This is a genomic window from Cryobacterium sp. PH31-O1 (genome assembly GCF_030063455.1).
Lineage (GTDB): Bacteria > Actinomycetota > Actinomycetes > Actinomycetales > Microbacteriaceae > Cryobacterium.
The window spans coordinates 885,349-907,876 of record NZ_JASITB010000001.1; the positions used below are offsets into that span (position 1 = coordinate 885,349).

Annotated in this window: 33 protein-coding genes and 1 tRNA gene; 32 read left to right on the forward strand and 2 right to left on the reverse strand. The window is 62.8% G+C overall.

Features of this window, described 5'->3' with window-relative positions:
* The first annotated feature begins 12 nt into the window (after window positions 1-12).
* The 4 genes from QMK31_RS04325 to QMK31_RS04340 all read left to right on the forward strand — a co-directional run bounded on the left by QMK31_RS04325 (window position 13) and on the right by QMK31_RS04340 (window position 3,601).
* The gene (locus QMK31_RS04325; RefSeq protein ID WP_283499687.1) at window positions 13-243 is read left to right on the forward strand and encodes a WhiB family transcriptional regulator; all 231 of its coding nucleotides are present in this window, start codon (window positions 13-15) and stop codon (window positions 241-243) included.
* Window positions 240-1,031, forward strand: coding sequence for an N-6 DNA methylase (locus QMK31_RS04330; RefSeq protein WP_283499688.1), 792 nt, complete (start codon window positions 240-242; stop codon window positions 1,029-1,031). Before QMK31_RS04325 ends, QMK31_RS04330 begins: the two co-directional genes overlap by 4 nt.
* 71 nt (window positions 1,032-1,102) lie before the next feature.
* Window positions 1,103-1,834, forward strand: a complete 732-nt coding sequence (locus tag QMK31_RS04335) for a hypothetical protein (RefSeq protein WP_283499689.1) — start codon at window positions 1,103-1,105, stop codon at window positions 1,832-1,834.
* 6 nt (window positions 1,835-1,840) lie between these two features.
* The gene (locus tag QMK31_RS04340; protein WP_283499690.1) at window positions 1,841-3,601 is read left to right on the forward strand and encodes a DNA cytosine methyltransferase; all 1,761 of its coding nucleotides are present in this window, start codon (window positions 1,841-1,843) and stop codon (window positions 3,599-3,601) included.
* A 5-nt stretch (window positions 3,602-3,606) separates the two neighbouring features.
* On the opposite strand, the gene QMK31_RS04345 is transcribed toward QMK31_RS04340, so the two are convergent.
* Entirely contained in the window at window positions 3,607-3,909 is a 303-nt protein-coding gene (locus QMK31_RS04345; protein WP_283499691.1) for a hypothetical protein, read from the reverse strand.
* Window positions 3,910-4,210: 301 nt separating this feature from the next.
* Between QMK31_RS04345 and QMK31_RS04350 the strand changes: the two genes are divergently transcribed.
* The 11 genes from QMK31_RS04350 (at window position 4,211) to QMK31_RS04395 (ending at window position 9,013) form a co-directional block, all read left to right on the forward strand.
* Window positions 4,211-4,486, forward strand: coding sequence for a hypothetical protein (locus tag QMK31_RS04350; RefSeq protein ID WP_283499692.1), 276 nt, complete (start codon window positions 4,211-4,213; stop codon window positions 4,484-4,486).
* Window positions 4,483-5,064: a hypothetical protein gene (locus QMK31_RS04355; RefSeq protein ID WP_283499693.1), complete on the forward strand. Its 582-nt coding sequence runs from the start codon at window positions 4,483-4,485 to the stop codon at window positions 5,062-5,064. Before QMK31_RS04350 ends, QMK31_RS04355 begins: the two co-directional genes overlap by 4 nt.
* 516 nt (window positions 5,065-5,580) lie before the next feature.
* Window positions 5,581-5,844 (forward strand): HNH endonuclease signature motif containing protein, encoded by a 264-nt coding sequence (locus tag QMK31_RS17295; RefSeq protein WP_502852476.1) that lies wholly within the window; start codon window positions 5,581-5,583, stop codon window positions 5,842-5,844.
* A complete protein-coding gene (locus QMK31_RS04360; protein ID WP_283499694.1) occupies window positions 5,841-6,260 on the forward strand; it encodes a hypothetical protein in 420 nt (139 codons plus the stop codon). Before QMK31_RS17295 ends, QMK31_RS04360 begins: the two co-directional genes overlap by 4 nt.
* Before the next feature lie 62 nt (window positions 6,261-6,322).
* Window positions 6,323-6,586 carry a hypothetical protein gene (locus QMK31_RS04365; RefSeq protein ID WP_283499696.1) on the forward strand — a complete coding sequence of 88 codons (264 nt, stop codon included), beginning with the start codon at window positions 6,323-6,325 and terminating at the stop codon, window positions 6,584-6,586.
* Complete coding sequence (locus QMK31_RS04370) at window positions 6,583-6,846, forward strand: hypothetical protein (RefSeq protein ID WP_283499697.1); 264 nt, start codon at window positions 6,583-6,585, stop codon at window positions 6,844-6,846. The genes QMK31_RS04365 and QMK31_RS04370 overlap by 4 nt, the downstream gene beginning before the upstream one ends.
* Complete coding sequence (locus tag QMK31_RS04375) at window positions 6,843-7,100, forward strand: hypothetical protein (protein WP_283499698.1); 258 nt, start codon at window positions 6,843-6,845, stop codon at window positions 7,098-7,100. Before QMK31_RS04370 ends, QMK31_RS04375 begins: the two co-directional genes overlap by 4 nt.
* The gene (locus QMK31_RS04380; protein WP_283499699.1) at window positions 7,097-7,960 is read left to right on the forward strand and encodes a hypothetical protein; all 864 of its coding nucleotides are present in this window, start codon (window positions 7,097-7,099) and stop codon (window positions 7,958-7,960) included. The genes QMK31_RS04375 and QMK31_RS04380 overlap by 4 nt, the downstream gene beginning before the upstream one ends.
* The gene (locus QMK31_RS04385) at window positions 7,957-8,175 is read left to right on the forward strand and encodes a hypothetical protein (protein WP_283499700.1); all 219 of its coding nucleotides are present in this window, start codon (window positions 7,957-7,959) and stop codon (window positions 8,173-8,175) included. The genes QMK31_RS04380 and QMK31_RS04385 overlap by 4 nt, the downstream gene beginning before the upstream one ends.
* A gap of 467 nt (window positions 8,176-8,642) precedes the next feature.
* Window positions 8,643-8,719 (forward strand) — tRNA-Met (locus QMK31_RS04390).
* A gap of 33 nt (window positions 8,720-8,752) precedes the next feature.
* Window positions 8,753-9,013 (forward strand): hypothetical protein, encoded by a 261-nt coding sequence (locus QMK31_RS04395; RefSeq protein ID WP_283499701.1) that lies wholly within the window; start codon window positions 8,753-8,755, stop codon window positions 9,011-9,013.
* 93 nt (window positions 9,014-9,106) lie between these two features.
* On the opposite strand, the gene QMK31_RS04400 is transcribed toward QMK31_RS04395, so the two are convergent.
* Window positions 9,107-9,673: a hypothetical protein gene (locus QMK31_RS04400; protein ID WP_283499702.1), complete on the reverse strand. Its 567-nt coding sequence runs from the start codon at window positions 9,671-9,673 to the stop codon at window positions 9,107-9,109.
* 376 nt (window positions 9,674-10,049) lie between these two features.
* Between QMK31_RS04400 and QMK31_RS04405 the strand changes: the two genes are divergently transcribed.
* The 17 genes from QMK31_RS04405 (at window position 10,050) to QMK31_RS04485 (ending at window position 22,356) form a co-directional block, all read left to right on the forward strand.
* Window positions 10,050-10,391: a hypothetical protein gene (locus QMK31_RS04405; RefSeq protein WP_283499703.1), complete on the forward strand. Its 342-nt coding sequence runs from the start codon at window positions 10,050-10,052 to the stop codon at window positions 10,389-10,391.
* A gap of 162 nt (window positions 10,392-10,553) precedes the next feature.
* A complete protein-coding gene (locus QMK31_RS04410) occupies window positions 10,554-11,072 on the forward strand; it encodes a helix-turn-helix domain-containing protein (protein WP_283499704.1) in 519 nt (172 codons plus the stop codon).
* Window positions 11,062-12,342 (forward strand): PBSX family phage terminase large subunit, encoded by a 1,281-nt coding sequence (locus QMK31_RS04415; protein WP_283499705.1) that lies wholly within the window; start codon window positions 11,062-11,064, stop codon window positions 12,340-12,342. The genes QMK31_RS04410 and QMK31_RS04415 overlap by 11 nt, the downstream gene beginning before the upstream one ends.
* Before the next feature lie 34 nt (window positions 12,343-12,376).
* A complete protein-coding gene (locus QMK31_RS04420; RefSeq protein ID WP_283499706.1) occupies window positions 12,377-13,942 on the forward strand; it encodes a hypothetical protein in 1,566 nt (521 codons plus the stop codon).
* A 66-nt stretch (window positions 13,943-14,008) separates the two neighbouring features.
* Window positions 14,009-14,776: a hypothetical protein gene (locus QMK31_RS04425; RefSeq protein ID WP_283499707.1), complete on the forward strand. Its 768-nt coding sequence runs from the start codon at window positions 14,009-14,011 to the stop codon at window positions 14,774-14,776.
* An 18-nt stretch (window positions 14,777-14,794) separates the two neighbouring features.
* Complete coding sequence (locus QMK31_RS04430) at window positions 14,795-15,730, forward strand: major capsid protein (protein WP_283499708.1); 936 nt, start codon at window positions 14,795-14,797, stop codon at window positions 15,728-15,730.
* A gap of 74 nt (window positions 15,731-15,804) precedes the next feature.
* Window positions 15,805-16,200, forward strand: coding sequence for a hypothetical protein (locus QMK31_RS04435; RefSeq protein ID WP_283499709.1), 396 nt, complete (start codon window positions 15,805-15,807; stop codon window positions 16,198-16,200).
* A 461-nt stretch (window positions 16,201-16,661) separates the two neighbouring features.
* Window positions 16,662-17,930 carry a phage minor capsid protein gene (locus QMK31_RS04440; RefSeq protein WP_283499710.1) on the forward strand — a complete coding sequence of 423 codons (1,269 nt, stop codon included), beginning with the start codon at window positions 16,662-16,664 and terminating at the stop codon, window positions 17,928-17,930.
* Between the two features lie 70 nt (window positions 17,931-18,000).
* Window positions 18,001-18,369 (forward strand): hypothetical protein, encoded by a 369-nt coding sequence (locus tag QMK31_RS04445; protein ID WP_283499711.1) that lies wholly within the window; start codon window positions 18,001-18,003, stop codon window positions 18,367-18,369.
* A gap of 1 nt (window position 18,370) precedes the next feature.
* Window positions 18,371-18,637 (forward strand): hypothetical protein, encoded by a 267-nt coding sequence (locus QMK31_RS04450; RefSeq protein ID WP_283499712.1) that lies wholly within the window; start codon window positions 18,371-18,373, stop codon window positions 18,635-18,637.
* Window positions 18,634-19,053: a hypothetical protein gene (locus QMK31_RS04455; protein WP_283499713.1), complete on the forward strand. Its 420-nt coding sequence runs from the start codon at window positions 18,634-18,636 to the stop codon at window positions 19,051-19,053. Before QMK31_RS04450 ends, QMK31_RS04455 begins: the two co-directional genes overlap by 4 nt.
* Before the next feature lie 227 nt (window positions 19,054-19,280).
* The gene (locus QMK31_RS17300; RefSeq protein ID WP_502852421.1) at window positions 19,281-19,742 is read left to right on the forward strand and encodes an HNH endonuclease; all 462 of its coding nucleotides are present in this window, start codon (window positions 19,281-19,283) and stop codon (window positions 19,740-19,742) included.
* 16 nt (window positions 19,743-19,758) lie between these two features.
* Window positions 19,759-20,100 carry a hypothetical protein gene (locus QMK31_RS04465; RefSeq protein ID WP_283499715.1) on the forward strand — a complete coding sequence of 114 codons (342 nt, stop codon included), beginning with the start codon at window positions 19,759-19,761 and terminating at the stop codon, window positions 20,098-20,100.
* 15 nt (window positions 20,101-20,115) lie between these two features.
* Complete coding sequence (locus QMK31_RS04470; protein WP_283499716.1) at window positions 20,116-20,508, forward strand: hypothetical protein; 393 nt, start codon at window positions 20,116-20,118, stop codon at window positions 20,506-20,508.
* Window positions 20,501-20,938 (forward strand): hypothetical protein, encoded by a 438-nt coding sequence (locus QMK31_RS04475; protein WP_283499717.1) that lies wholly within the window; start codon window positions 20,501-20,503, stop codon window positions 20,936-20,938. Before QMK31_RS04470 ends, QMK31_RS04475 begins: the two co-directional genes overlap by 8 nt.
* A gap of 74 nt (window positions 20,939-21,012) precedes the next feature.
* Window positions 21,013-21,759 carry a hypothetical protein gene (locus tag QMK31_RS04480; protein WP_283499718.1) on the forward strand — a complete coding sequence of 249 codons (747 nt, stop codon included), beginning with the start codon at window positions 21,013-21,015 and terminating at the stop codon, window positions 21,757-21,759.
* A gap of 69 nt (window positions 21,760-21,828) precedes the next feature.
* On the forward strand, window positions 21,829-22,356 hold the full coding sequence (locus tag QMK31_RS04485; protein ID WP_283499719.1) for a hypothetical protein: 528 nt from the start codon (window positions 21,829-21,831) through the stop codon (window positions 22,354-22,356).
* Window positions 22,357-22,528: the final 172 nt, after the last annotated feature.

Consider the following 22,528-nt stretch of genomic DNA (forward strand, 5'->3'; position numbering starts at 1 on the left):
GAGGGCAGCCGCATGACGTGGCGTGAGGCGGCGAACTGCGCGACGTCCGACCCTGACGCTTTCTTTCCCTCGGTGGGCGGGAGCATGAAGGGCCCGGCGAAAGTGTGCGCCGAATGCACCGTCGTCGCGGACTGTTTGGCTTTTGCCGAGTCGCATGAGAGCACCCGAGATTACGGAATTTTCGGCGGGTTGAGCGTGATCGAGCGGCGTGCGCTGCGCAAGGCGCGCGGGGTTGCCGCGTGAAGAAGCTGCTCGAGGCGAATGTCGCCTATGGCCGCCGGCGTATCGCGCAGGTGTTCGGTGACTTCTGCGAGTTGGCCGCCCTGGCGATTCGGAACACCGTCGACCTGAACTGTCATGCCGAGCGCGAGGAACGCTACGCCCGGATCATTGGCGAGTACTCCTCGGGGGAGGCTCTGCGGTTCGGCGAGATTCTGGGGAAGCTCACCGAGCATCTCAGCGGCGACCTGTCCGACGTGCTCGGCCAGCTGTACATGAGCTTGGAGCTCGGCAGCGACGACATGGGGCAGTATTTCACCCCGTTCGATGTCAGCCGGATGATCGCCCAGATGACGTGCACGGGGTTCGAGGAGGTGCTGGCCACTCAGGCGTTCATCACGGTCTCGGAGCCGACGTGTGGCAGCGGCGGCATGATCGTGGCTCTCGCGGACCGGATGCGTGCAGCAGGGTTCAATTACCAGAAGCAGCTGCACGTGACGGCGCAGGACCTCGAGCGCACCTCGGTGCACATGACGTACATCGCCCTGTCGCTGCTGCACATTCCTGCCGTTGTGATCCACGGCAACACCTTGACCATCGAGGTGCTGGACAGCTGGTACACGCCGGCGCATATCCTCGGCGGCTGGTGTGGCAGGTTGCGGGCACGGGAGGCGGTGCGCGAGGTCGCGGCGTCAACTACCACGCTTGCAGCGTCTGCAGCCGCGCCAGAACTGCTCGCACCGCTGCCGGCCGCTGCGCTCCCCCCTGATCCGGGCGTAGACATTCCGCTATTCGACTTCGACTTCGCGTAAATTCGCCCACCTATTCACAAGGAACTGACATTCGGTCGGTGCCTTTTCTTATCCCAGAAAGGACCGCGGCCATGACGCAGATGTGCAAACTTGACCACGTTCACCGACACGCGCTGTCGGGCACCTGCTACGTGATCGGCAAATGCCGGTGCATCCCCTGCACGGCGGCTATGACCATCCGGGCGAAGGCACGCCGGAAGGCGCAGGTCTTCGGCCGCTACGACAATGGCCTTGTCGACGCTGGCCCGGTGCGCGACCACATCGCTTACCTGCAGGCGAACGGCATGGGCTGGAAACGTATCGGCGTTGTGTCCGGGGTCGGTTCGACCGGAGTTTCATCGCTGGTCTACGGCCGCAAGGGTGGCCCGGATGACCCGCGCAAGGGCGAAGTGCTCAAGCGCACCTCACGGGCGAAGGCCGAGAAGATCCTCGCCGTGCGCCCCGAGCTGCACCTACTCGCCACCGGCGCGCCAATCCCTGCCAGGGGAACACATCGCCGCGTGCAGGCGCTCGTGACGCGGGGCTGGTCGCAGTCGAAGATCGCGGTGCTCGTCGGAGTGAACCGTGGGAATTTCGGCGCGATGATGCAGCAGCAGGCAGTAAGCGCGGGGTTCGCGTTGAAGATGATCGCCGTGTACGACCGGCTCTGGAACACCGCGCCGCCGCATGACGAATGGCGCGACCGAATCGCGTGGGCTCGCAGCATCAGATATGCGGCTGAACGCCGCTGGGTGCCGCCGCTCGGCTGGGACGACATCGACACCGACCGGGTGCCGCCGACCTCCAACCATCCCCGTTTCTGAACCACCATGCTCGGCCATTCGGCCGGGCATGACTCGTACCCCAGAGAGGGAAATCATGCTCAGACTCATTCACCTCAACCTCACCGTGTCCCGCGCATGATCACAATCACAGACCTATTTTGCGGTGCCGGCGGTTCAAGCTCGGGGTTATCAACGCTCCCCGGAGTGCAGGTTGTCATGGCTGCGAACCATTGGGCGCTTGCCATTGAGAGCCACCAAATGAACCATCCGAATACCGATCATGATTCGGCTGATATTAGCCAGGTCGAACCGTCGAGATTCCCAACGACGGACATCCTCTGGGCCAGCCCCGAGTGCACGAATCATTCGGTGGCCAAAGGGATCAAACGTCAACGGGCGACCGAGGCGACATTGTTCGGCGATGAGAAGCCGCTGCCCGACGCTGCCGCGATCCGATCCCGGGCGACGATGTGGGATGTGCCCCGTTTTGCGGAGTACCACCACTACAAGGCGATCATCATTGAGAACGTTGTCGATGCCTACCGGTGGATTCCATTCCCTGCATGGCTGATGGCGATGGAGGCGCTTGGCTATGACCACGAGATCGTCTGGCTGAATTCCATGCACGCTCAGGCACGCGGGTTGCCGGCGCCACAATCTCGTGACCGCATGTACGTGGTGTTCTGGTTGAAGGGCAACCGCAAGCCGGATATTCAGAAGTGGACGCGGCCCAACGCGCTATGCCCGACTCACGGTGTCGTTTCGGCGGTGCAGGTGTTCAAGAAGGCCGAGCGCTGGGGACGATACAAGGCGCAGTATCTCTACCGTTGCGGGCAGTGCGCTGCGGTCGTTGAGCCGGACTGGTTGCCCGCGTCGAGCGCGATTGACTGGACTATCGAGGGCACTCGGATCGGTGACCGCAAGACGGCGCTGTCGCCGAAGACAATGACCCGGATCGAAAAGGGCATCGAACGGTACTGGAATCCGATCACGCTCGAAGCTGGCGGGAATCAGTACGACTCGTGCGACCCGAAGCACAAGCAGTTCGGGAGCGATACCGGTTATCTCAGAGCATGGCCTACCGAAGAGGCATTGCGAACGCTGCACACCTCGGAGACGAAGGGGCTCGCACTCCCGCCGCTGATCACTGACGGCATCCGCGGTGAAGGCACCGTGCAGTCTGGCGCGGCCCCGATGCTGACGCAGACGACCGCGCAGACAAAGGGCCTGCTGATCCCGGTCGAGGGTCGCACTGGCAAGGTGGCTGCGCTGGCCTCCGATCCGATGCGCACGCAGTCGACCCGAAACGAAACTGCGATCGTCGTGCCGCTCCGAAACAACGGCGTGGCCAAGAGCGCGAGCGACGTTATCGACACCGTATCCGCTGGCGGCAATCATCACGGGCTGCTCATGCGCAACAACACGGGCGGCGCTGAGATGACGACGCCGGTCAAAGAGGTCATGCGCACGGTAACGACGGCGGGGCACCAATCGCTGCTCGTGCCCTACTACGGGACCAGCCTCCCGGCGCCGGTAACTGACCCTCACCGCACGCTGACCACCGTCGACCGGTATTCCCTCGCCACGAGTACCGGAACCGTCGATGTTCAGGACTGCATTTTTCGGATGCTCACCCCGGATGAGATCAAGGTCGGCATGGCTTTCGCGGCTGACTACATTCTGCTCGGGACTAAGCGCGAGCAAGTCCGTCAATCAGGTAACGCTGTAACGCCCCCAGCCGCCCGTGACCTTGGCGCCGCGGTGATCGAGTCGCTGGGCATCGTGCTCGAACGAGTCGTCGCATGATGGGGCTACTCGATGACTTCGACCTGCATTTCGCTGGTGAGGTCGGCCTGATTGATTTTGATGAGGCCGCGAATGGCGGCCTCGTGGGCACCGTCACAGGCGGCCTCACTCTCGCCCTCATCGCCGTGAGAATCGACGATAACGCGCCCCCCTTGGCCGATGCTGTCTCTGATCACAGAAACGTAGATGGCATCGACTGTCCGCCATTTATATTCGTACGGAATGACTCGATCAACTTCCTTCCGGAAGGCATCGAACTTGGCAGCAGGAACTCGGACTGTGATGGTGCTGCGGTATCTGACGGTCATATCCGAACTCTATCGCTGGCCCTCGCGTGACTGTCCCTTCATGGCCGCAGATCACCGAGGCGTCTCGCTCGCTACGCACGGTGGGCGGGGTTTATGAGTACCTCGCGGCTGCCCTTGAGCGGGACCACCAATCACTGAACCCAACACGAAAGGCTCCAATGCCAGAACTCGCACCCCCCACCCACCTGACCGATCTGCGTGATGCGGTCTGGGCTGCCCGCGAAGCTGCACGCCCGGCCCGCTCATGCAATCCACGCACCGAGTTTGAGGCTGGCTGGGCTGCGCGGGATGGGGTGAAGCCGTGACCGTCACAGACGCAGTCCTCGCTCTCGCAGCGACCAGGATCCGCAAGCTCGAAGCGGACAACCTGAATCAGCGGGGTCGGCTGATCCGCAGCGGGCAGCGGCTCGCAGACCTAACCGAAAAGCACGAGGCCACCTGCAACTATCTGGCCCGCACCTTGAGCAGTATCGAGGGCCAAGAGTGGGCGTGGTCGGCAGACGATGCACGCGAATTTATTACCGATGCGCTCAAGTATTTGGGCGCTGGAAACGAACCGAAAGAGAGCACGGAATGACGAAAACTGACAGTCTGGACCTCACTGCAATCCGGGCGCGGGCAGATGCGGCGGCTAACGGTCCGTGGTGGTGGGGCGGTAACGTCGACAACAATAGCGACGTGGGGCTACGCGGTCCCGGCAATGGCCACGGCGTAATCGATGTCATGCGCACATCTACCGAGGACATCGAAGAAGACGCGGCGGGCAAGGAGTGGGACTCCACCGATGCAAGCGACTACATCGACCGTGATGGCTACATTCAGTGGCGGACGGAGAATCCCAAGAGCCACCTTTGCTTCCTGCGTGAAGATGAGATGTTCATCGAGCCCGCGCGGGACCTAGCGATTTTCGAGGTGGCGCGCAATCAGAAGCTGCCGGACGACACCCCGAGGGGTCACCCGAAGGTGTACCGGGGCGACGTTGTAGGTGTGCGCAACGCCAACGCCGAGTTCATCGCCCACGCCCGCACGGACATACCCGCCCTGCTCGCAGAGGTAACCCGACTGTCCTCGCAGGATGAGGGCCGACAGACGCGCATTCGGGAGCTGCTGCTGGAGGGTGACCGGTTGCGTGCTGCTCTCAGGGCAACGGAATAGGGCATGAAATGAGCATCGAAAATGCCCGGTCACATGGCAATTTGCGGTAGAATTGGAGCGGCCCCAAACCGAGTATTCGACTACTCGCCGGGGCCTAACCCACCGCTTGACGAAACCAAGGAGGGGCTAGCAATGAATGCTACCCGAAACCAAGAAATCCCCACTGGAATCTGCATTTGCGGATGCGGGGGCACGACATCGAAGGTCCGCAGCTCGGACGCAAAGCTAGGCATTATTCGCGGCCAGTTCCGCGAATTCATGCACGGGCACAACAATCATGAACTGAAGGTGATTGTTCGCGTCGAGTGCCGAGTCAATGAGTGCTCGCGACCCGCGACCATAAAGGGCGCGTGCGCGACTTGCTACAAAGCCGAATGGATCGCCGCGAAGCCGAAGGATGAGTGCTCTTCCCCTGGCTGCGGCGCGATGTCGGTCGCCTTGGGATTGTGCAGCGCGCACTATACAAGGTCACGACCTGTCGTTTTCCCCATGCCACCTTTAGCGCTTGGCCGATTCATGGCCTCATTCGATGTCGTTGAGTCCGGGTGCTGGACATGGCACCGACCCCTCACTGAAAAGGGTTACGGGATATTCAGCTACCCCGGAGGTCGTCGGGCGCACCGCGCTAGCTACCTCCATTTCATCGGTCCGATCCCCAGGGGTATGGAACTCGATCACCTGTGCAACAACCGGGCGTGCGTGAACCCGAACCACCTTGAGGCCGTGACGCACCGCGAAAACCTTGATCGAGCAATTGCAAGACGGGAGCAGAAATTATGAATGATGCAGCGGAAATGCTCGAAGTTGCCAAGGAGGAATGCGGGTGGCTGGAACGGGAGCTGAAAGAGGCCCGGGGCCTGCTCGTTATCAGGGCAGATCATGCCGGGAGGCTTGCAGATGAAGTCCGTGAGCTTGGGGCCGAGCGTGACTGTCTACTGGCGAAGCTCAATGCGGTAAATGAGTGGCGTATCCAGTGGGGCCGTGACACTCGACGCGGTATGGGTCGTGAAGTGCTCCTAGGCATCCTTACCACCTCCCCCGCCCAGTCCCTCGCCAATCACGATGCCGCCCTGATCGTGGAGTACATCGATTCACCGGAGCACGCGGAAAGCCTGCGGGAGGCGGCGTATGGGGCGTGGGATCAAGGAAAGCGAACAGGCGGCAGTCGAGCTATGCGAATGATGAGTGATGAGTGATGAACCAGGACTATCCCTCGAAGTGGCAAACCCCTACCGCAAGACCGAAGCGGAGGCACCCCATGAGTGACTACTCCCAATCCATGCGCCGCGCGTTCCCCGGGGTTACTGGTGCGCGTGTTGAGGAGTTTGACCGGTGGATCGCAGAAATGAAAGCGACCGCGCTGGAAGAGGTGCGAGACAAGATGATGCCCCCGCTGAACTGGAACCTCGACCCGTACACCGGCAACGAGCGACCCGGCACGTCCAGCGTCGATCAGATCTACGGCGACGTGCATCGCGAGATGACCGAAGCGGCTGCCGAGTACCGGGCGGTGACGAAATGACTTACGCGATCGAGTCCGGCCGGCCGCCGGCACACGCTCGCTCGACGCTGGAAATGGTGAAGCTCACCGTGAAGCCCGGCAACCACATCGAGTTCCGGATCAAGGAATCCGACCTAGCAATCATGAGCGACCGAGACGTGGTGAACGAGATCACCTCGCGCATCATCGACGGGCGAACGCTCGACGCCGACGACCTCGAGGAAGCCGAATATCAACCGCAACGGATGACATGGGTCATCCGAGTCAGGAACAGGACATGAGCACGCCGCACATCATCGGGGTTGAGTGCCCGACCCGGGACCGGCGGGCTCGCCTCACCGATGACGAATTCTGGCAGGACGTGGCCAACGGATTGGAACCCGAAGGCTACGTCGACGAGCCCGGGCAGATCGACCTTGATTCGACCACCTACCAGGACACCCCGTGCAGCGAGTGCGGCGAGCACGGGGCCTGCGCCACCGATTCCGAGGGCCGGGCCCTGATCCACATCCAAACGAACGGAGAAGACGAATGACCCTTGTCTGCATTACGAACGATCTAGACGACATCAGATCATGCGTCGTCAACGGCCAGCACGCCAGCAACTGCGACGACATGGAGTGGCAGTACGACCGCGAGGCCGAATGCTCCTATCGGACCGCGAACGAGTGCCAGGGATGTCTCCCGGCACCCGCCGAGCACGGCATACTCTGCTGGTCCTGCTACGCCAAGACCCGAGACGCGCTGAAAATCGCTCTCGATATGATCACCCACCTATGTTCAATCTCTAGAGCTCAGCAACTCGACAAGAACGGGGTGCGCGCTGCAGCATCGTGGATACTCCCCATCCCGAACACGTGGCGCACCGCCGACGAGCTGATCATGCTGCTCGGGCATCCGGCGCCAGGCTTCCCGAGCGATGCCGTCGTGTGGGAGATCGAAGCGATCACGGAGCGCTACCTCGACGCGATCGACGTCGACGAGTGGGTTGCAAGGCAGGACGGCGCCGAGGCTGCTGTGCGATTCTTCCGCATCATGCAGAACGCCATGGCCCAGCACCCCATGGCCGACGTCGAGCACAAGGTGAAGAACGTCCGGTGCAACGAGTGCAGGCAGCTCAATCTCGTGTGGAAGCCGCCGCTGGACTTCGACGGGCCGATCCACATCGTGTGCTCGACACCTGAATGTGGGTTCACCGTCGACGACACGCTCTACGCCGTTCTGGCAGCCTCGCAGCTTGAGAAGGTCACGTCGGCCATCAAGGAGACGAAAGCGGCTGAGCTGGCCGAGGCGCGGGCGGCGCGGGCAATTGAGAAGCGACGCATCAAGGCGGCTGGCAAGGCGGCAGAGAAAGCCGCAGATGATGCTGCGATCGAATCCCGCGGGGCCGCGTGACTACCTCGGCAGCCTGGACCACGGTCGCCGGCGCGGCCACGATCGTGAAGCGCAGTCAGCGCACGATCTTTCGGTGGATCGAGGCCGGTTTCGTGCGCAAGATGATGGGGCGCGGCATCGTGCTCGTGAGACTCGATGACGTGACCGCCACAGAACGGGCCGTGTTCGACGGCGAGGAACCGACGAAGCATGAAGGCGACGCGGAACCCAAATGAGCCCAAACGAGCCGCCCTGATCCAATCTGCTTGAAAATAGTGCAGAATGTTTCAACCTGTGTCATGATTGATGACAGCAGCATAGCTGAATCAACTGCAACCAAAGCCCCCGTCTTACCCGCCGAATCCAGCGGAAGTGACCGGGGCTTTTCCTGTCCCGCTGGGACACCCGGGCATGTCCCGTAGGTGTCCCAGTGGGACAACCCCATACTTCCAGCCACGCATCCCCGCAGCCAACGAGGCCCCGCTGAGGGCACCATCGGGCGAACGTCGGGGCCGGAACTAACTTGCCACCCGAACCCACACGGAACGGGCCGTACACCGCAAGCTCAGCGGCGGCAAAGGAGCGAGCAACAAACACGCCCATCGTGGCGTCATAGAGCAGCCCGGCCCAGCTGGTAAATGGGCAGCAGGATGCCTGACGTGGCAGCGCTTCGGCGTGAGTGGGTCGAGTCCCACCCTGCGGATCCGGTGTAGCTCAAAGGTGGAGCACCCCTGCATGAGAGCAGGGAAGGTGCGGGTTCGAATCCCGCTGCTGGAACCAGAGAAGCACCAACGGACAACTAAGGGGACAAAAATGAGCACCGCGATCCAGAAGCCGAGCATCGGCCGCGTCGTGCACTACCAGAGCTACGGCACACCAGGCGGCGAGTACCTACCCGAACCGCGCGCCGCGATCATCACCGAGGTGACAAGCGCGCAGCTCACGCCCGGCTCCGACCCGGTCCCGGTCGTCGGCCTGTGCGTGCTGAACCCCACCGGGATGTTCTTCAACCGAACCGTGTGCTTCTCCGAAGAGCCGAAGCCCGGCCATTGGTCGTGGCCCCCACGCGTCTAGCGCCCAACTAGCTCCGGAGGCACGCAATAGCCAGTGAGGTCAAACCCCCGGCATGGACCATATTCGCCACTTGACGCAAATGGTCTGATCGTGCTACGCGCACGCACGTAATTCAGATATCAACTGGCGGGATGCATGGCCTCGCGCTTGAGGTGTTCCCACTGGGGCGATCTCATCGCGCCGCTCAGTAATCGTTTTACCCCATAGCTTCAGCGAACGAGTCGTAAGTTCCTGCAGCGATACCCCAAGGGCTTTAGCCGCGCGCGACTCGGCCAGTCCGGCTGGCGCAACATTCCCGGCCCCCACCGTCGCCTCATGCTTGCCCAGGCTGGGGACTGCGCTGTCGAACATGCGGCTCACAGTCTCCGGAGAGACGGATGCCTTATTCGTAAGGGTCATACCTGATTGAGAGCGCAGCAGGTCACCAAGCGCCAACGGTGTCCCGATGAGATCGCTGAGCGACTGAGTGACGATGAGGAGCACGGGAAGTCCCACGGGGATGCGTCCATGCTCAAGTTCCACTACTCGTGCAGTTGTCCACTTGAGTCCATAGCTGCGCGCCTTACTTGCAAGCGATTCGAGGGTTAGGCCGTTACGGACCCGGAGCGCCTTGACGTTGGCGCCGACGACTGACGAGATAGATTTTAGCTCCATAATCATTCAGTGTAGTCGAAATACTGACTACTTCATAGGCAGGCTCTAGCCACACCGGGTGCCAAAATTACCGGGGTTTGACCTCCCCAAACGGGGGCAAGACCCCGTAAAGACGCGGAAGTCACCCCGCCCCATCATCTTCGCCACCCGTCAGCCCCTCGAAACAAGGTCGGCTGATCCACTCCCATGACGTGCACGCACCGTTGTGGGAGTCGGCAGGCTGCACACGTTCACACACCGGACGAGTGGCGAACTAACTTCCGGCAGCGCGTGAACGTCGTGCCCGCATTCACGTCAAAGGACCCCTGAAGCCCCCGACCCTTTCGATGGGGTGGCCATCCTGCGCGCTGCCGGAAACTCTCACCCAAACGAAGGACATGCCATGAAGGTCGAAAGAGTCGTTGAACGCATACGCGGGATCACGCTCACCTCAGACGAGGCAGAGCAGATCATCGCCATAGTTCGATCACGAGTCCGCGAGGATGGGCCGGAGCTTCCAGCGTCACGCCCCACGGCTGGTCCCATGGGCGGCAACTACCTGACCGGGAACATCTCCATCTCGCTGGGTCAACCTGCAGGCATCAACGGCCGCCACCCATTTGGCAGCGGCGGCCCGGGCGCTCACGACATCACGATCAGCCCCTCCGAACAGGCGAACATCGACGTAATGCGCGCCAACCACATCGAGCTGGCCGTCAAACGCGGCCACCTTCGCCGCAACTGACCATGAACACACAATCCGACGCTGAGACCGAAGAGTCTTACCTCGCCGAGTACGACCGCGAGCACCACGTCGAAGAAGTACCCGCAACACCCTGAGGCATAAGCCTCACTCCGAACGTCCAGGCGGCGTCGGCATCCACAACATCCGAACGAGGTGATCGTCGTGCGCAAGGCAACGTTCGTCTCCAAACGCGCTGAGGCGCTCGCGCTCCATGCTGCTGGTCTTTCGTGCCGCGGCATTGCGGATGCGCTCGGGTTCGCTGCGTCGACGGTATCGAAGTGGGCGAAGCGTGAGGGTCTGTCCTTCGACCGCTCCAAGACGGATCTGGCGACCCGCGCGCACACCATCGACCTTGCTGAGTCTCGGATGTTGCTCACCCAGAAGATGATGGTCGTTGCTCATGCTGAGGTCGACTCGTTGACTCACCCGTATCTGGTGTTCAACTTCGGCGGCAAGGACAACACGTACGAGGAGCACACTCTCGCCGTGCCCCCTGTCGAGGTGAAGCGGTCGGTGTTCATGATGGCCGGTGTCGCTTTCGATAAGTCGACGCGCATCCTTGAGAAGGACAACGGCGGCCTCGACGAAGCTGTGGGCACGCTCGACACTTTGGCGGCTGGTTTCGCTGCTGCTGCTGAGGCGTTGCGTGCTCAGGACGAGACACCGGCCGATGGAGCTTGACGCTCTGCTTCGTCAGGTCTCTCGCAAGCAGCTGCTGTCCATCGTGGATAGTGCGAAGCGGACGATCTCACTGTGGTCTGGCGCGGTGTCGGCCGGTAAGACTGTGGCGCAGGTCATTGCGTTCCTGATCGCTGTTCGCATGGCACCACGCAAGGGCCTGATCATCGTCGTCGGCAAGACCCTCGCGACGATCTACGCCAACATCTTCGTGCTGTTACAGGACCGGGACATTTTCGGCGCGGCCATCTGCAACCAGGTCGCCTACACGCCGGGCGCGACGTCGGCAGTCATCCTCGGCCGTGAGGTCCTGCTCATCGGTGCGAACAACGCAGAGTCTGTCGCGAAGATTCAGGGAAAAACCGTGGTGCTCGCCCTGGTCGACGAGGCCACGCTGCTGCCTGAGGCGTTCTGGAACATGCTCGTCACTCGCCTGCGCGTCGACGGCGCTCGCATCCTCGCCACCATGAACCCAGCATCCATGAACCACTGGATGCGCAAAGAGTGGATCTTGAAGGCTGACGAGAAAGACGTCATCCACTTTCACCTCACGATGGCCGACAACCCGAAGCTGCCCGAGGGCTACGAGGCGCGCATGAAGCGCTCGTTCTCCGGGGTGTTCTACGACCGGATGATTCTCGGCCAGTGGACGAACGCTGCCGGCGCTGTGTACCCGATGTGGGACCCGACACGGCATGTCATTGAGTTCGACAAGATGCCGCGCATCGCCCGTGTCCTCGCCGACGGCATCGACTTCGCCGTCTCGCACACCTCCGCTGCTCTCCGCGTCGGGATCACCGCAGAGAAGAAGCCGCGGCTGGTACTGATGGATGAATGGCGCTACGACCCGCGCGACCACTACGGCGCCACGCTCGCCCCGTCCGACCAGGCGGTGCTGTACCGGGCATGGACTCGAGAGAAGCATTCTCCTCACGAATCACAGTTCGCCCCCGAGTACACCATTGTTGACCCGGCCGCCGCACACTTCTCCGCCGAGCTGCGCAAGTTCGACGAGATGTCCCTGCAGACCGCACACAACGACGTCCTCAAGGGTGTCGGAACGATCTCCCGGCTGCTGTCAAACAACCAGCTACTCGTCACCGACCGCTGCAAGGGCTGGGCTGCGGAGATCACCGAGTACCGGTGGGACCCCAAAGCCACAGCCAAGGGCGAAGACGAAGTTGTGAAGGACGAAGACGACTCCCTCGACGCCGGCCGCTACGGCCTCTACACCACTCGCTCGAACTGGCAATACGAACTCGACGCTGCCTAACCCCGCTCGGGGCCCGAACCCCTTGGAGGTCACCATGGCCGATTTTCCCGGCGCCCCATTCGACGAGGCCTTCAAGCAGCTCGCAATCTACGACGCCTGGTACAGCAACGACCTCGACAGCCTCCCCGCATCCGAGGGCGCTCCCACTCACACGTACAAGGGTCGCGAGTACCGCGGCGGTGTGCGCGGTGCGCTGTCGAAGAGCATCAATGGTGCCCCTGTTGGTGAGAACCGTTCCGAGCTGACAATGACGACCGCTGGCGACCTCGCACAGCTGTCTGCTGACCTGCTGTTCGCGGAGTCTCCGACGGTCACTCTGCCCGGGTCGCAAGACACGGCGACGGAGAAGGCAAACCCTGAGCGTGTCAACGCACAGAAGCGCCTAGACCTGATCATGTCGTCCGATGAGGCTCACGCCGAGCTGCTCCGCTCTGGCGAGTATGCGGCCGCGCACGGTGGCGCGTACCTCGCAGTCGTCTGGGACCCGGCCCTGCACGACAGCGTCTGGTTCCGCACCTACCGAGCCGACTGCGCCATCCCGTCATTCCGCGCCGGCCGACTCGCAAGTGTGACGCTGTGGACCGAATACGTGAAGACCGACGACACGTACCGTCTACTCGAGGTCCATGCACCCGGCCTGATCACCTACTCACTATGGAAGGGCGGCGCCAGCGACCTCGGCGTGCAGATGCCCGTCAACGCCATCGCTGACACCGCGCACTACATGAGCCTCGTCCCCGCCGTCGATGCTGAGTCGCTGCCGATGGCCGAGACCATGGACATCGTCGTCGCAACCGGTGTGCCGTGGCTTGCCGTCGAGTACTACCCGAATATGCTGCCCAACCCCATGTGGGACAAGAAGGGCGCACTGGCGAACCTCGGCCGGTCTGACTTCTTCGGGCAGGAGTCAAAGTTCGAACGCATCAACATCATCTGGGGCTCGCTGTGCCGCGACTTCGACAACGGCATGGGCCGCCTCACCGTCCCGGAGTCGTATCTTCGGCTCAACGGGCACGGCAAGGGCGCTGAGTTCGACATGGGCCGTCAGGTGTACTCGCCTGTGGGAGGTCTTGTCGATGACGGTAAGGGCGGCCAGATCACGATCTCGCAGTTCAATATCCGTGTCGCCGAGCACCTCGACGCGATCGAAGCTCTCAAACGGGAGATCGCGTTCTCTGCCGGGTACTCGCCCTCGCACTTCGGTGTGAAGGGTACCGGCACGCAGAAGACCGCGACTGAGGTTGAGGCTGACTTCACTGACTCGGAGCGCACCCGCGATAAGAAGGCCCTGTACGTGCGGCCTGCACTGTCCAAGCTGGCGCGCACGGCGCTGGCCATCGACTCGATCGTGTTCCCCGGTAAGGGCGGCCAGGTCATCGACGAGCTGCCGACGATTACCTTCGCCGAGGTGTCGCAGGTTGACCCGGAGAAGCGGGCACGGACGATCCAACTCCTTGACGCGGCCCGGGCCATCTCGGTCATCGAGAAGGTCCGCATGCGCCGCCCCGACATGGATCAAGCCGAGGCAGACGCTGAGGCAGACCTGATCCGCGCTGAGAACAACATGGCCCCCGAGGCCGACCCAACAGTCGTCACCTAATGAACCACCGGCCACCGCAGGGGTGGCCGTCAACCGATACGGCCAGGCGCCGCAAGGAGAAACATCATGTCCACACTCACCAAGGTCTACGGTCCCCGTGTACTCACGAAGCTCGACCTCATGGGGATTCGATTCGCCCTTGAGCCCGCCGGCGATGGGGGTGCCGGAGATCCACCGCCCGCGGCCCCCGTTGTCGTCCCGCCCGTCGTCGAGCCTCCGAAGCCAGCCCCGCCTGTCGAGCCTGCACCCATCGAGGGATCAGCCGACGGCGGCAAGACCTTCGACCTCACGTACGTCGAGAAGCTCCGCAAGGAGAACGCGAAGAACCGCACCGACGACAAGGCTGCGATTCAGGCGCAGATCGACGCAGCCCTCGCCGCCGGTCAGAAGACGTGGGCGACTGAGCTGGGCAAGAAGCTCGGCGTCATCGAGGACGACAAGCCGGCCAGCTCCGACGACATCATCGCCGCGCTGACTGCTGAGCGTGACGGGTTCCGCACCGAGCGTGACACCTTCGCTACCGAGCGCAGCGCACGCAGCGAACGCGACGCGATCAACGCCGCCTCAGACCTCCACAAGGGCAACTCTCGCCTTGTGGCCGCAGTCCTCCGTGAGGACGGACTGCTCAAAGACATCGACCCTGCCGCGACCGATTATCCAGCCCTGGTGGCTGCTGTGGTCAAGGCCGAGATCGAGAAAGACGCATCCCTTCGAGCGGTCCCGGTGGCCCCCCGCAGCGGAAGCGGAGAACGACCCGGCGGTACACCCATCTCGGGACCGCTTTCCATCGACGACCGTCGCAAGGCGATTCGCGAAGCACGCGCTTCTAAGTAGCGCAGAAGGGCCACCACCATGGCTAACGCATTCCTCACCGTGCAGGAGATCGCCGAAGAGGCGCTCGCCACCCTGTACGAATCCACCCCGATGCACGGACTCGTGCACACCGACCTCACCTCCGAGTTCGGCACGAAGGCCAAGGGCAACACGATCGACATTCGCGTGCCGGCCGTGTTCCAGGCCAAGCGCTTCAACCGCGCGAACGGCATCGAGCTGCAGGATGCCACCGAAGGCAGCATCCCCGTCGTGCTGGACGCCATCTCCGACGTGTCGGTGCCCGTCACCGACGAGGACATGACCCTCAACATCAAGGACTTCACAGCCCAACTGCTGAACCCGATGATCGAGGCCCTCGCCCAGGACATCGACATCTCCATCCTCGCGCTGCGCTCCGGCGTCTCGCAGGTCGCTGGATTTGGCACTGAGGCCACGACCAACGGTGAAACGTGGGACAAGCCGGAGGTGCTCATCGAGGCCGGGCGCCTGCTGGACCTCAACTCGGTCCCCATGCAGGACCGGTACGCCGTCGTTGGCCCGACCACGAAGGCGCGCTGGTTGAACAGCGACATCATCAAGCACGCAGAGAAGTCCGGCGACACTGCCGCGCTGCGTGCGGGCTCGATCGGTAAGAGCCTCTTCGGGTTCGACGCGTTCCAGACCGGCAATGTCGGCCAGCCTGCCGCAACGCCCGCCTCTGGGGCACCCACCACGGAGGTTGGTCTCGCGTTCCACAAGACCGCGCTCGCCTTCGGTTCCGCTCCGCTCCAGCTCCCTGCTGGTGCGAACATCGGCCAGGTGTCGGTCGTGAGCTACAAGGGCCTGTCCATCCGGATCTCGTACGGCTGGGACATCAAGTACAAGCAGACCGTCATCTCGGCGGACATGCTGTTCGGCGTGAAGCTGCTCGACGCCAAGCGCGCCGTGCTGCTCAAGGGCGCCAACCAGGTCTAACCGACCACTGCGGGCGGTCGTTCACGCGGCCGCCCGCTCCCCCGCACATCCCTCCAAGTCAGGAGCACCGCATCATGGCACCACACGCATACAAGTCGCTCGAACCGGGCGCACAGATCATCGTCTCCGACGAGCCGCGCGAAGATCTCGAAGCACTCGCACGCTGGGAGAGCATCCCCGTGGAAGAAGCAGAGGCTGCCGCCGAGCTGGTTGCCGATGGTCTTGCTGAGGCTGAGGCTCACGAGGCCGCGAAGGCCGCTCTCGAACTCGCTGCAAGCAACGTTCCCGCTGTCGTTGCACCCGTCGACGGCGCTTCGCTTGACGGTGTCGGTCTGCTCCCGCTGACGCAGGAAGAGATCGACGCGCTGACGCCCGATGAACTGGCGAACATCAAGGACGCCATCGCCGAAGATGTCCCGACTGCTGTGGCTGACAAGCCCGCTGCCAAGAAGGCACCGGCCACCAAGTAGCACCCGGGCCGCGGCAGGCAGATCGCTGCTGCCGCGGCCTCACCGACCTTCCCTCGACGGAGAGATGCTGATCGATGTGGGTACGGCGCCTAGCGGTCAGCTATGACTGGCGGGAGCACGCGAGTTGTCAGAAGAGTCTGTCCCTTGTGCTGCTTGTACCGAACCTCTGTTATTGCATCACAGCCCTCGCATGACAAACGCAACGTGAAGACGTCCCGGCGGCCGACACTGTCCACTTCGAAGTCAGGCGAGTTGATGCTGATTTCCCCACGAGGCGACACCCGGATATGCGTGACCTGGCCATCTTCCTCACGACGGGTCGCCGCAACGCCGCTTTCTACATGCGTCCAATCCGAGTTGCATGAAGCGCATTGGACGATTATTTCGGCATTTGTAGAGATCATGACCAGAGCCTATCGAGGAAGCCATCCCTGATCAGTCACAACGCTCGGAGGTAGCTCATGGCCCTATACGCCGTAGATCCCGAAGCGCTCTCCGCTGACGATTTGATCAACGACCTCGGCCGCACCATCGCCGAACGGTACGCACTGGCCGAGGATGAGCTGATCCGGGAGATCGCTCTCCGCGCCTACCGTGACGTTGACCTGCAGGCGGTGCTCGCCACCGCAACCGCCGCCGACCGGGCCGGGTATCAGTACGCGATCGACCGGGGCCGCGCGCTGGCCAACCTCGCCGGGCATCGTGCACAGGCGCTCCGCGAACTGCAAGCGGTGGCGTTGCAGGTCGCTGGCCGCATCCGTGACGAAGGCCTCGCCGAGGACCTAATCAACACGGCCACGACCCGAGGTGAGGCTGAAGCTGCCGCCCGACTCGGCATGGCCCGCCGAATCCCGACCTTCACCACGCTGAACGGTTCATCGACGCAGGCCACCGCGCAGCTGGCTCTCTCCCTGCAGTCAAAGCTTGAAACTCTGAACCAGCGCATCACCCGATACCCCGCCGACGCATACCAGCGCATCGTGTCGCTGACCAGCCCGAACGTGCTGCTCGGCGTGCAAACACAGGTGCTCGCCCAGCGCACGACCGTGCAGCGGTTCCTCACCGAGGGCATCACCGGATTCACAGACGTCTCCGGCCGAGACTGGCGCATCGGCACCTACGCGGAAATGGCCGGCCGCACCTCAGTTGCCCGCGCCTTCAACGACGCTGGGATCTGGCGGATGCAGCAGTCGGACGTCAACCTCGTCACCGTGCAGGGCAGCCTGTCCTCGTGCGATAAGTGCGCTCCATGGGTGGGGAAGATCCTCTCCACGGACGGCACGACAGGAACGGTCACTCTCCCTCATGCCACCGACGACAGCATGGTGACAATTGTGACCGAGGGCACGCTCGATGGCGCCCGCAACGCCGGACTCTTTCACCCCAACTGCTCACACAAAGCGACTGCCTACCTGCCGGGCCTGTCGATCCCGCAGGCCGATTTCAAGTACGACGAAGCCGCCGACCTGGCGCGTGAGCGTCAACGGGAGATCGAAGTGCAGATCCGCTCGGCCAAGCGCACATTGGCAACCTCGGGCGATCCGGTCACCGCGCAGAGGGCCAAGCGGAAGATCGCCGCGAAACAGGCCCAACTTCGTGACCACCTCGACGCGACCGGCCGCAAGCGAGCCTCCTACCGCGAGCAACTCCACTTCGCTGACGGCGGCCAAGTCGCATCATCCGCCGGCATCCGACCGCGAGCTGCACCGGCACAGCTCGCATCCGCATAACCCCACAATCTCCACGTCGTGTCTGGCCCTGTCACGGGCACGGCGTGGGCCAACCAGATCGGAGGCACTCGTGGCCAAGTACCGCAAGAAGCCCATCATTGTCGAGGCCCAGCAGTGGACCGGCGACAACATCAACGACCTGTGGGAATGGGTGAGCGCCGAGTTCCTATGCGGGCCACTCGCTGCGGAACCTGCGGTCGGCCCGGACTCGCTCGGCAGGGCATGCCCGGCACAACCGGCGCGGCCCGCCCGCTTGTACGTCGCCGCGAATGACGCGTGGCTCGACATCGAGGTAGGCGAGTGGATCATCCTTGATGCGCTCGGCTTCTACCCGTGCAAGCCCGGCATCTTCGCCGTGACCTACGAGGCCATCGAGCACAAACGCGAGATCCACGCCTACGGGCAGCCCGTCGTCACCGAGACCACCGAAGAGGCATAACATGACCCGCATCAAGCACCCCAACCCGCAGGACGGCACCTTCACTGACCGGATCGGTGGCGTCATCTTCCACGATGGGTACGCCGAGGTTGACCTGACCCACGACGAGAACCTCGCCGACGCCTACAGAATGCACGGCTATGAGGTCGAAGAGGTCACCAAGCTGCCTGTTCAACTCGACGGCACCGGCGACGACCTCCCTGAGTACGTCGACGGCGACACCACCGAGAAGACCTCGCCTGCTCGCCGCCGGAAGGCGCAGCAGTGACTCAGCGAGTCTTCGCTACGACCGCCGACTTCGCCCGGCTCGCCGAGGATCCGTTCGAGGGCGACGACACGAAGCTCGGCAAACGGCTCCGCTCTGCATCCATTGAGGTAGAGAAGCTCACCCGCATGGCCGTGTACGACGTCGACGACGACGGCTATCCCACCAGCGCTGACCTGACAGAAGCCTTCGCGGAGGCTACCTGCGCAATCACGGAGTACTGGCAAGAGACCGACGATCCCACCGGTGCAGAGGCAGCGCAGGGCGCCGTCAAGATCGGATCCGTGTCTCTCGGCACAGCCAGTTCGGCAGCGTCCGCCGGTGAATCCTCCATGGAAAAGCTGCAGAAGCGCATCGGCTCCAAAGCCATCGATATCTTGACGACCGCAGGACTCCGCTCCTCGACCGTCTCCCACTAGCGATCAGGTAGAATTGTTATACACAAGACCCCCGCATCTGCGCTAACAGACCGGGGGCATGACCAACTCGGTAAGGAGTTGATGTGGATAATCGTACCTGTTCCATTCCGGACTGTGACCAACCAGTCCGAGGACGCGGATGGTGTTCATCGCACTACGCCAGGTGGCGTACGTCTGGCGACGTTCGACCGGACCTACCGATCGGAAGCCGACCCGTTGTAACGGCTATGGACAAGCTACTGCTGGCTGGATGGACGGTAACTCCCGCTGGATGCTGGATAACTAAGCTGCGGATCGGCGGCACAGGTTACGGGCTCGCTACAAGTTCTGGCAGTCGAAAGAATCGAAAGACGTACGCTGCTCATCGCCTCATGTTTGAGCACCATTTCCGAAAACTCGGTCCCGGTGAAGAGGTTTTACACCGATGCGACAACCCAGCATGCATCAACCCGGACGACCTTTTCGTAGGAAGTCAGGACGACAACATGAAGGACATGGTTTCGAAAAATCGGAGCATGTTTGGTGAGCGCCAGCACCTACACAAGCTGACTGAAGATCAGGTTGTCACGATTCGCGCTCTCTATGCAGGTGGCAACATGACCCAGCAAGATCTGGCTGACCAGTTTGGCGTGCAGCGCACGACCATCGGCAGGGTTGTTCGCCGTAAGACGTGGCTTCGCGCCGCATGAACTGAGGAGAAGCCCCATGGCCCGACTACGCGCCCGGCATTTACCCCACCGCATCGACATCACCCGGCTGATCGGCGAGGGCGCTGAGGGGCAGACGTGGGGCACCCCCGAACTCGCTCGGCCAGCGTATGTCGAGCAGAAATCGCGCCTCGTCGTTGACCGGCGCTCGTCATCGCCAACTGCCGGGCAAGAGGTCACCTCAACCGCGTTCGTCGTTCTGCTGCTCATCGATGACGTGCTGCCTGCGTCGCTCGTCACCGTCTGGAAAGGCACCTCACGAGAACGGCAGTCGGAAGTCATCGACTCCGCGCTGTTCGAATATCGCGGGGCACCGAGTCACATCGAGCTTTATCTCTGAAACCGGGAGGCCACCATGGGCGTTCGCGTCTCCGTCAACTTCACCAGCGAATTCGGCCAAATCACGGACGGCATCCTCGCCGGATTCGTGACGGGCCAGAACAAGGCTGCCGAACGGCTGCTCGCCCTGTCCGCCTCCGAAGTGCCCATGGACGACAACGGCACGCTTCTAGCCTCGGGTCAGGTCGATCCTGCCGCGACACCAGGCGATGATGCGTCCGTCGTCTACGACGCCCCCTACGCGACCCGCTGGCATGAGGATGGCGCGCTCGTCGACTCTCTCGGTCGCCGATACGCCGGCAACTCCGACTTCCAGAACGGCCGCAAGTCGCACTACCTATCCGACCCCGCCCTGAAGAACGCCGACGAGCTCGGCAAGATCATCGCGACGGAGGCCTCACGTGGCTGACCCCACCTCCTACGCACTCCTCTTTCGCCGCGCCCTCGCACAGCACCTCGAAGATGCCGGATGCGCCGTGTACCGCGACGACGGCACCGACTATCTCGCCACCGAGCGGGGCATCTACACCAACGGCCCCGACATGCCCACCGCTCCCGGGTCGGACAACGCGCTCGTGATCACCTCGCTTACCCCGATCCCTGATGGCCGCGCCAACATGCTCTACCGGGTGCAGGTCATGACCCGGCTGAAGGGCAGCAGCATCGCCGCCGAGAACTGGGCCGCACTGATCACCAGTGCGATCGACCAGAAGCAGAACATCCCGCCCGGGCACAACATCGCCTGGGCAGAGCTGTTCTCTGAGGTCGCGTTCACTGCTGATTCCTCCGGCCGGCGCGCGACGTCGCAGACCTTCCATTTCATGGGCCGTCGCCCGTAACCCCACCCCCACACTCCCCACACTCGTGGGGTTCGTCGGCATGCCCGGCACCACCCCCAATTGGAGAACAGATTATGAGCACAACCATGTTTGACGCCGAGGTCCCCACTGCGGGAACCATCGCCCTCGCCCACGAAGAGATCCTGCGCATCAAGCGCGCTGGAACCTTTGAGAACGTCTCCGGCGACATCAACGCCCTCGTCAACACGCCCACCCCGATCACCGTCGCCCGTGAGGCATACGGGCTGAAGGGCACCGACTCCATCTCGGTGATCGGCTACAACCAGATCATCACCTTCACCGTGGAGGGCATCCGCGACAACCTCGGCCGCATCGCCCAGGCATGGCTCGTCAGCCTGCTCAACGTCGCACGATCGACGGGCGCTGCGAACAAGGTGAGCGCGCAGACCTTCGACGCGAAGGATGAAAACCTCATCGCTCTCGAAGGCAGCTACTCGGTGGCCGCGGTCAAGTCCACCACCGGATTCAAGGACAAGTTCGTGTGGACCTTCACCCTCACGAACGATGGCCCCGTCGCGCAGATCACCTCGCCGATCGCCGGCACGGGCATCCCTGTACTCGACTCGGCCCTGCCCAGTGGCGCAGTTGCCAGCGCCAACGTGTACGTGCGTGGGTACAACGTCGGCGCCATCACCGCAGCGACTGTTGGCGGTGTCGCAGTGACGTCGATCTCGCAAATCCCCAACGAGCCGAACATCGTCGTGATCGAACTGCCGACCGGCACCGCAGGGTCTGCGCCCATCGTGCTGACGAATGCCGCCGGCGCATCGACGTCGTTCCCTTACATCCGCGCGGTTTAGTCCATCGCCCGGCGGTCGTCACGGGCCGCCGGGCACCCACCACCCACACCTTCTGACAGGGAGAACATCATGATCAACGCAACACTTCAAGGCCGCAACCTCGCCATCCACATGGACGGCATCGAGGAAGACTTCATCATCCCGCCGCTGAATGGGCGCAAGGGCCAAGACCTCACCGACCGCTTCATCAACATCGCTGCCGGGAATCTCAGTCCCGAGAACACCGACCAGATGATGCGAGATGCCGTCGGAGACGCCGTATATGAGCGCGTGCAGGACGAACTCAGTCTCAGCGAGGGTGAATCCATCCTGCTCCCCGCGCTGTACTGGCAGACGGTCCTAGGCCTCGATGGCGTCAACGCCTACATCTCCGGCGGTGAAGGCATCGCCGGCGCAAAAAAAGCACTCGAGCTCCTGATCTGGACTTTGGGGATCTCACCAACGCAGACCGCGCCCAGTGGGGCATTGGAGAGCCTGATCCAGAAACCGGGACTTACCCCGCCTACCGGAGTGAGTACTACGAACGTCGACAAGCTGCCAGTGAGCAAGCGGTCACGGGATCAGAACCCCAAGAGGGCAGCAGCCTCACCGCAGTAGCGCTCTGGTCGATCGTCCTCCCCCAGCTACAGGGCGAGGTCGAACTCGACCTCATTCAGCATTCCCTCACTCCGGATCTTGACCTGGCGCTCGAAGCGCGCACATGGCATTTCATCCGTTCCGCGATCAACCGCCTCCTCGATTCCGACACGGACTCGTGGCTCAAGAAAGA

Coding starts and splice junctions, on each gene's coding strand:
- QMK31_RS04480 (WP_283499718.1), top strand. CDS start 21,013: ATGAGCACAACCATGTTTGACGCCGAGGTCCCCACTGCGGGAACCATC.
- QMK31_RS04325 (WP_283499687.1), top strand. CDS start 13: ATGACGTGGCGTGAGGCGGCGAACTGCGCGACGTCCGACCCTGACGCT.
- QMK31_RS17300 (WP_502852421.1), top strand. CDS start 19,281: ATGGACAAGCTACTGCTGGCTGGATGGACGGTAACTCCCGCTGGATGC.
- QMK31_RS04370 (WP_283499697.1), top strand. CDS start 6,583: ATGACTTACGCGATCGAGTCCGGCCGGCCGCCGGCACACGCTCGCTCG.
- QMK31_RS04335 (WP_283499689.1), top strand. CDS start 1,103: ATGACGCAGATGTGCAAACTTGACCACGTTCACCGACACGCGCTGTCG.
- QMK31_RS04395 (WP_283499701.1), top strand. CDS start 8,753: ATGAGCACCGCGATCCAGAAGCCGAGCATCGGCCGCGTCGTGCACTAC.
- QMK31_RS04365 (WP_283499696.1), top strand. CDS start 6,323: ATGAGTGACTACTCCCAATCCATGCGCCGCGCGTTCCCCGGGGTTACT.
- QMK31_RS17295 (WP_502852476.1), top strand. CDS start 5,581: ATGGCCTCATTCGATGTCGTTGAGTCCGGGTGCTGGACATGGCACCGA.
- QMK31_RS04425 (WP_283499707.1), top strand. CDS start 14,009: ATGTCCACACTCACCAAGGTCTACGGTCCCCGTGTACTCACGAAGCTC.
- QMK31_RS04470 (WP_283499716.1), top strand. CDS start 20,116: ATGGGCGTTCGCGTCTCCGTCAACTTCACCAGCGAATTCGGCCAAATC.
- QMK31_RS04360 (WP_283499694.1), top strand. CDS start 5,841: ATGAATGATGCAGCGGAAATGCTCGAAGTTGCCAAGGAGGAATGCGGG.
- QMK31_RS04405 (WP_283499703.1), top strand. CDS start 10,050: ATGAAGGTCGAAAGAGTCGTTGAACGCATACGCGGGATCACGCTCACC.
- QMK31_RS04345 (WP_283499691.1), bottom strand. CDS start 3,909: ATGACCGTCAGATACCGCAGCACCATCACAGTCCGAGTTCCTGCTGCC.
- QMK31_RS04355 (WP_283499693.1), top strand. CDS start 4,483: ATGACGAAAACTGACAGTCTGGACCTCACTGCAATCCGGGCGCGGGCA.
- QMK31_RS04340 (WP_283499690.1), top strand. CDS start 1,841: ATGCTCGGCCATTCGGCCGGGCATGACTCGTACCCCAGAGAGGGAAAT.
- QMK31_RS04435 (WP_283499709.1), top strand. CDS start 15,805: ATGGCACCACACGCATACAAGTCGCTCGAACCGGGCGCACAGATCATC.
- QMK31_RS04415 (WP_283499705.1), top strand. CDS start 11,062: ATGGAGCTTGACGCTCTGCTTCGTCAGGTCTCTCGCAAGCAGCTGCTG.
- QMK31_RS04440 (WP_283499710.1), top strand. CDS start 16,662: ATGGCCCTATACGCCGTAGATCCCGAAGCGCTCTCCGCTGACGATTTG.
- QMK31_RS04430 (WP_283499708.1), top strand. CDS start 14,795: ATGGCTAACGCATTCCTCACCGTGCAGGAGATCGCCGAAGAGGCGCTC.
- QMK31_RS04380 (WP_283499699.1), top strand. CDS start 7,097: ATGACCCTTGTCTGCATTACGAACGATCTAGACGACATCAGATCATGC.
- QMK31_RS04420 (WP_283499706.1), top strand. CDS start 12,377: ATGGCCGATTTTCCCGGCGCCCCATTCGACGAGGCCTTCAAGCAGCTC.
- QMK31_RS04465 (WP_283499715.1), top strand. CDS start 19,759: ATGGCCCGACTACGCGCCCGGCATTTACCCCACCGCATCGACATCACC.
- QMK31_RS04400 (WP_283499702.1), bottom strand. CDS start 9,673: ATGATTATGGAGCTAAAATCTATCTCGTCAGTCGTCGGCGCCAACGTC.
- QMK31_RS04375 (WP_283499698.1), top strand. CDS start 6,843: ATGAGCACGCCGCACATCATCGGGGTTGAGTGCCCGACCCGGGACCGG.
- QMK31_RS04450 (WP_283499712.1), top strand. CDS start 18,371: ATGACCCGCATCAAGCACCCCAACCCGCAGGACGGCACCTTCACTGAC.
- QMK31_RS04485 (WP_283499719.1), top strand. CDS start 21,829: ATGATCAACGCAACACTTCAAGGCCGCAACCTCGCCATCCACATGGAC.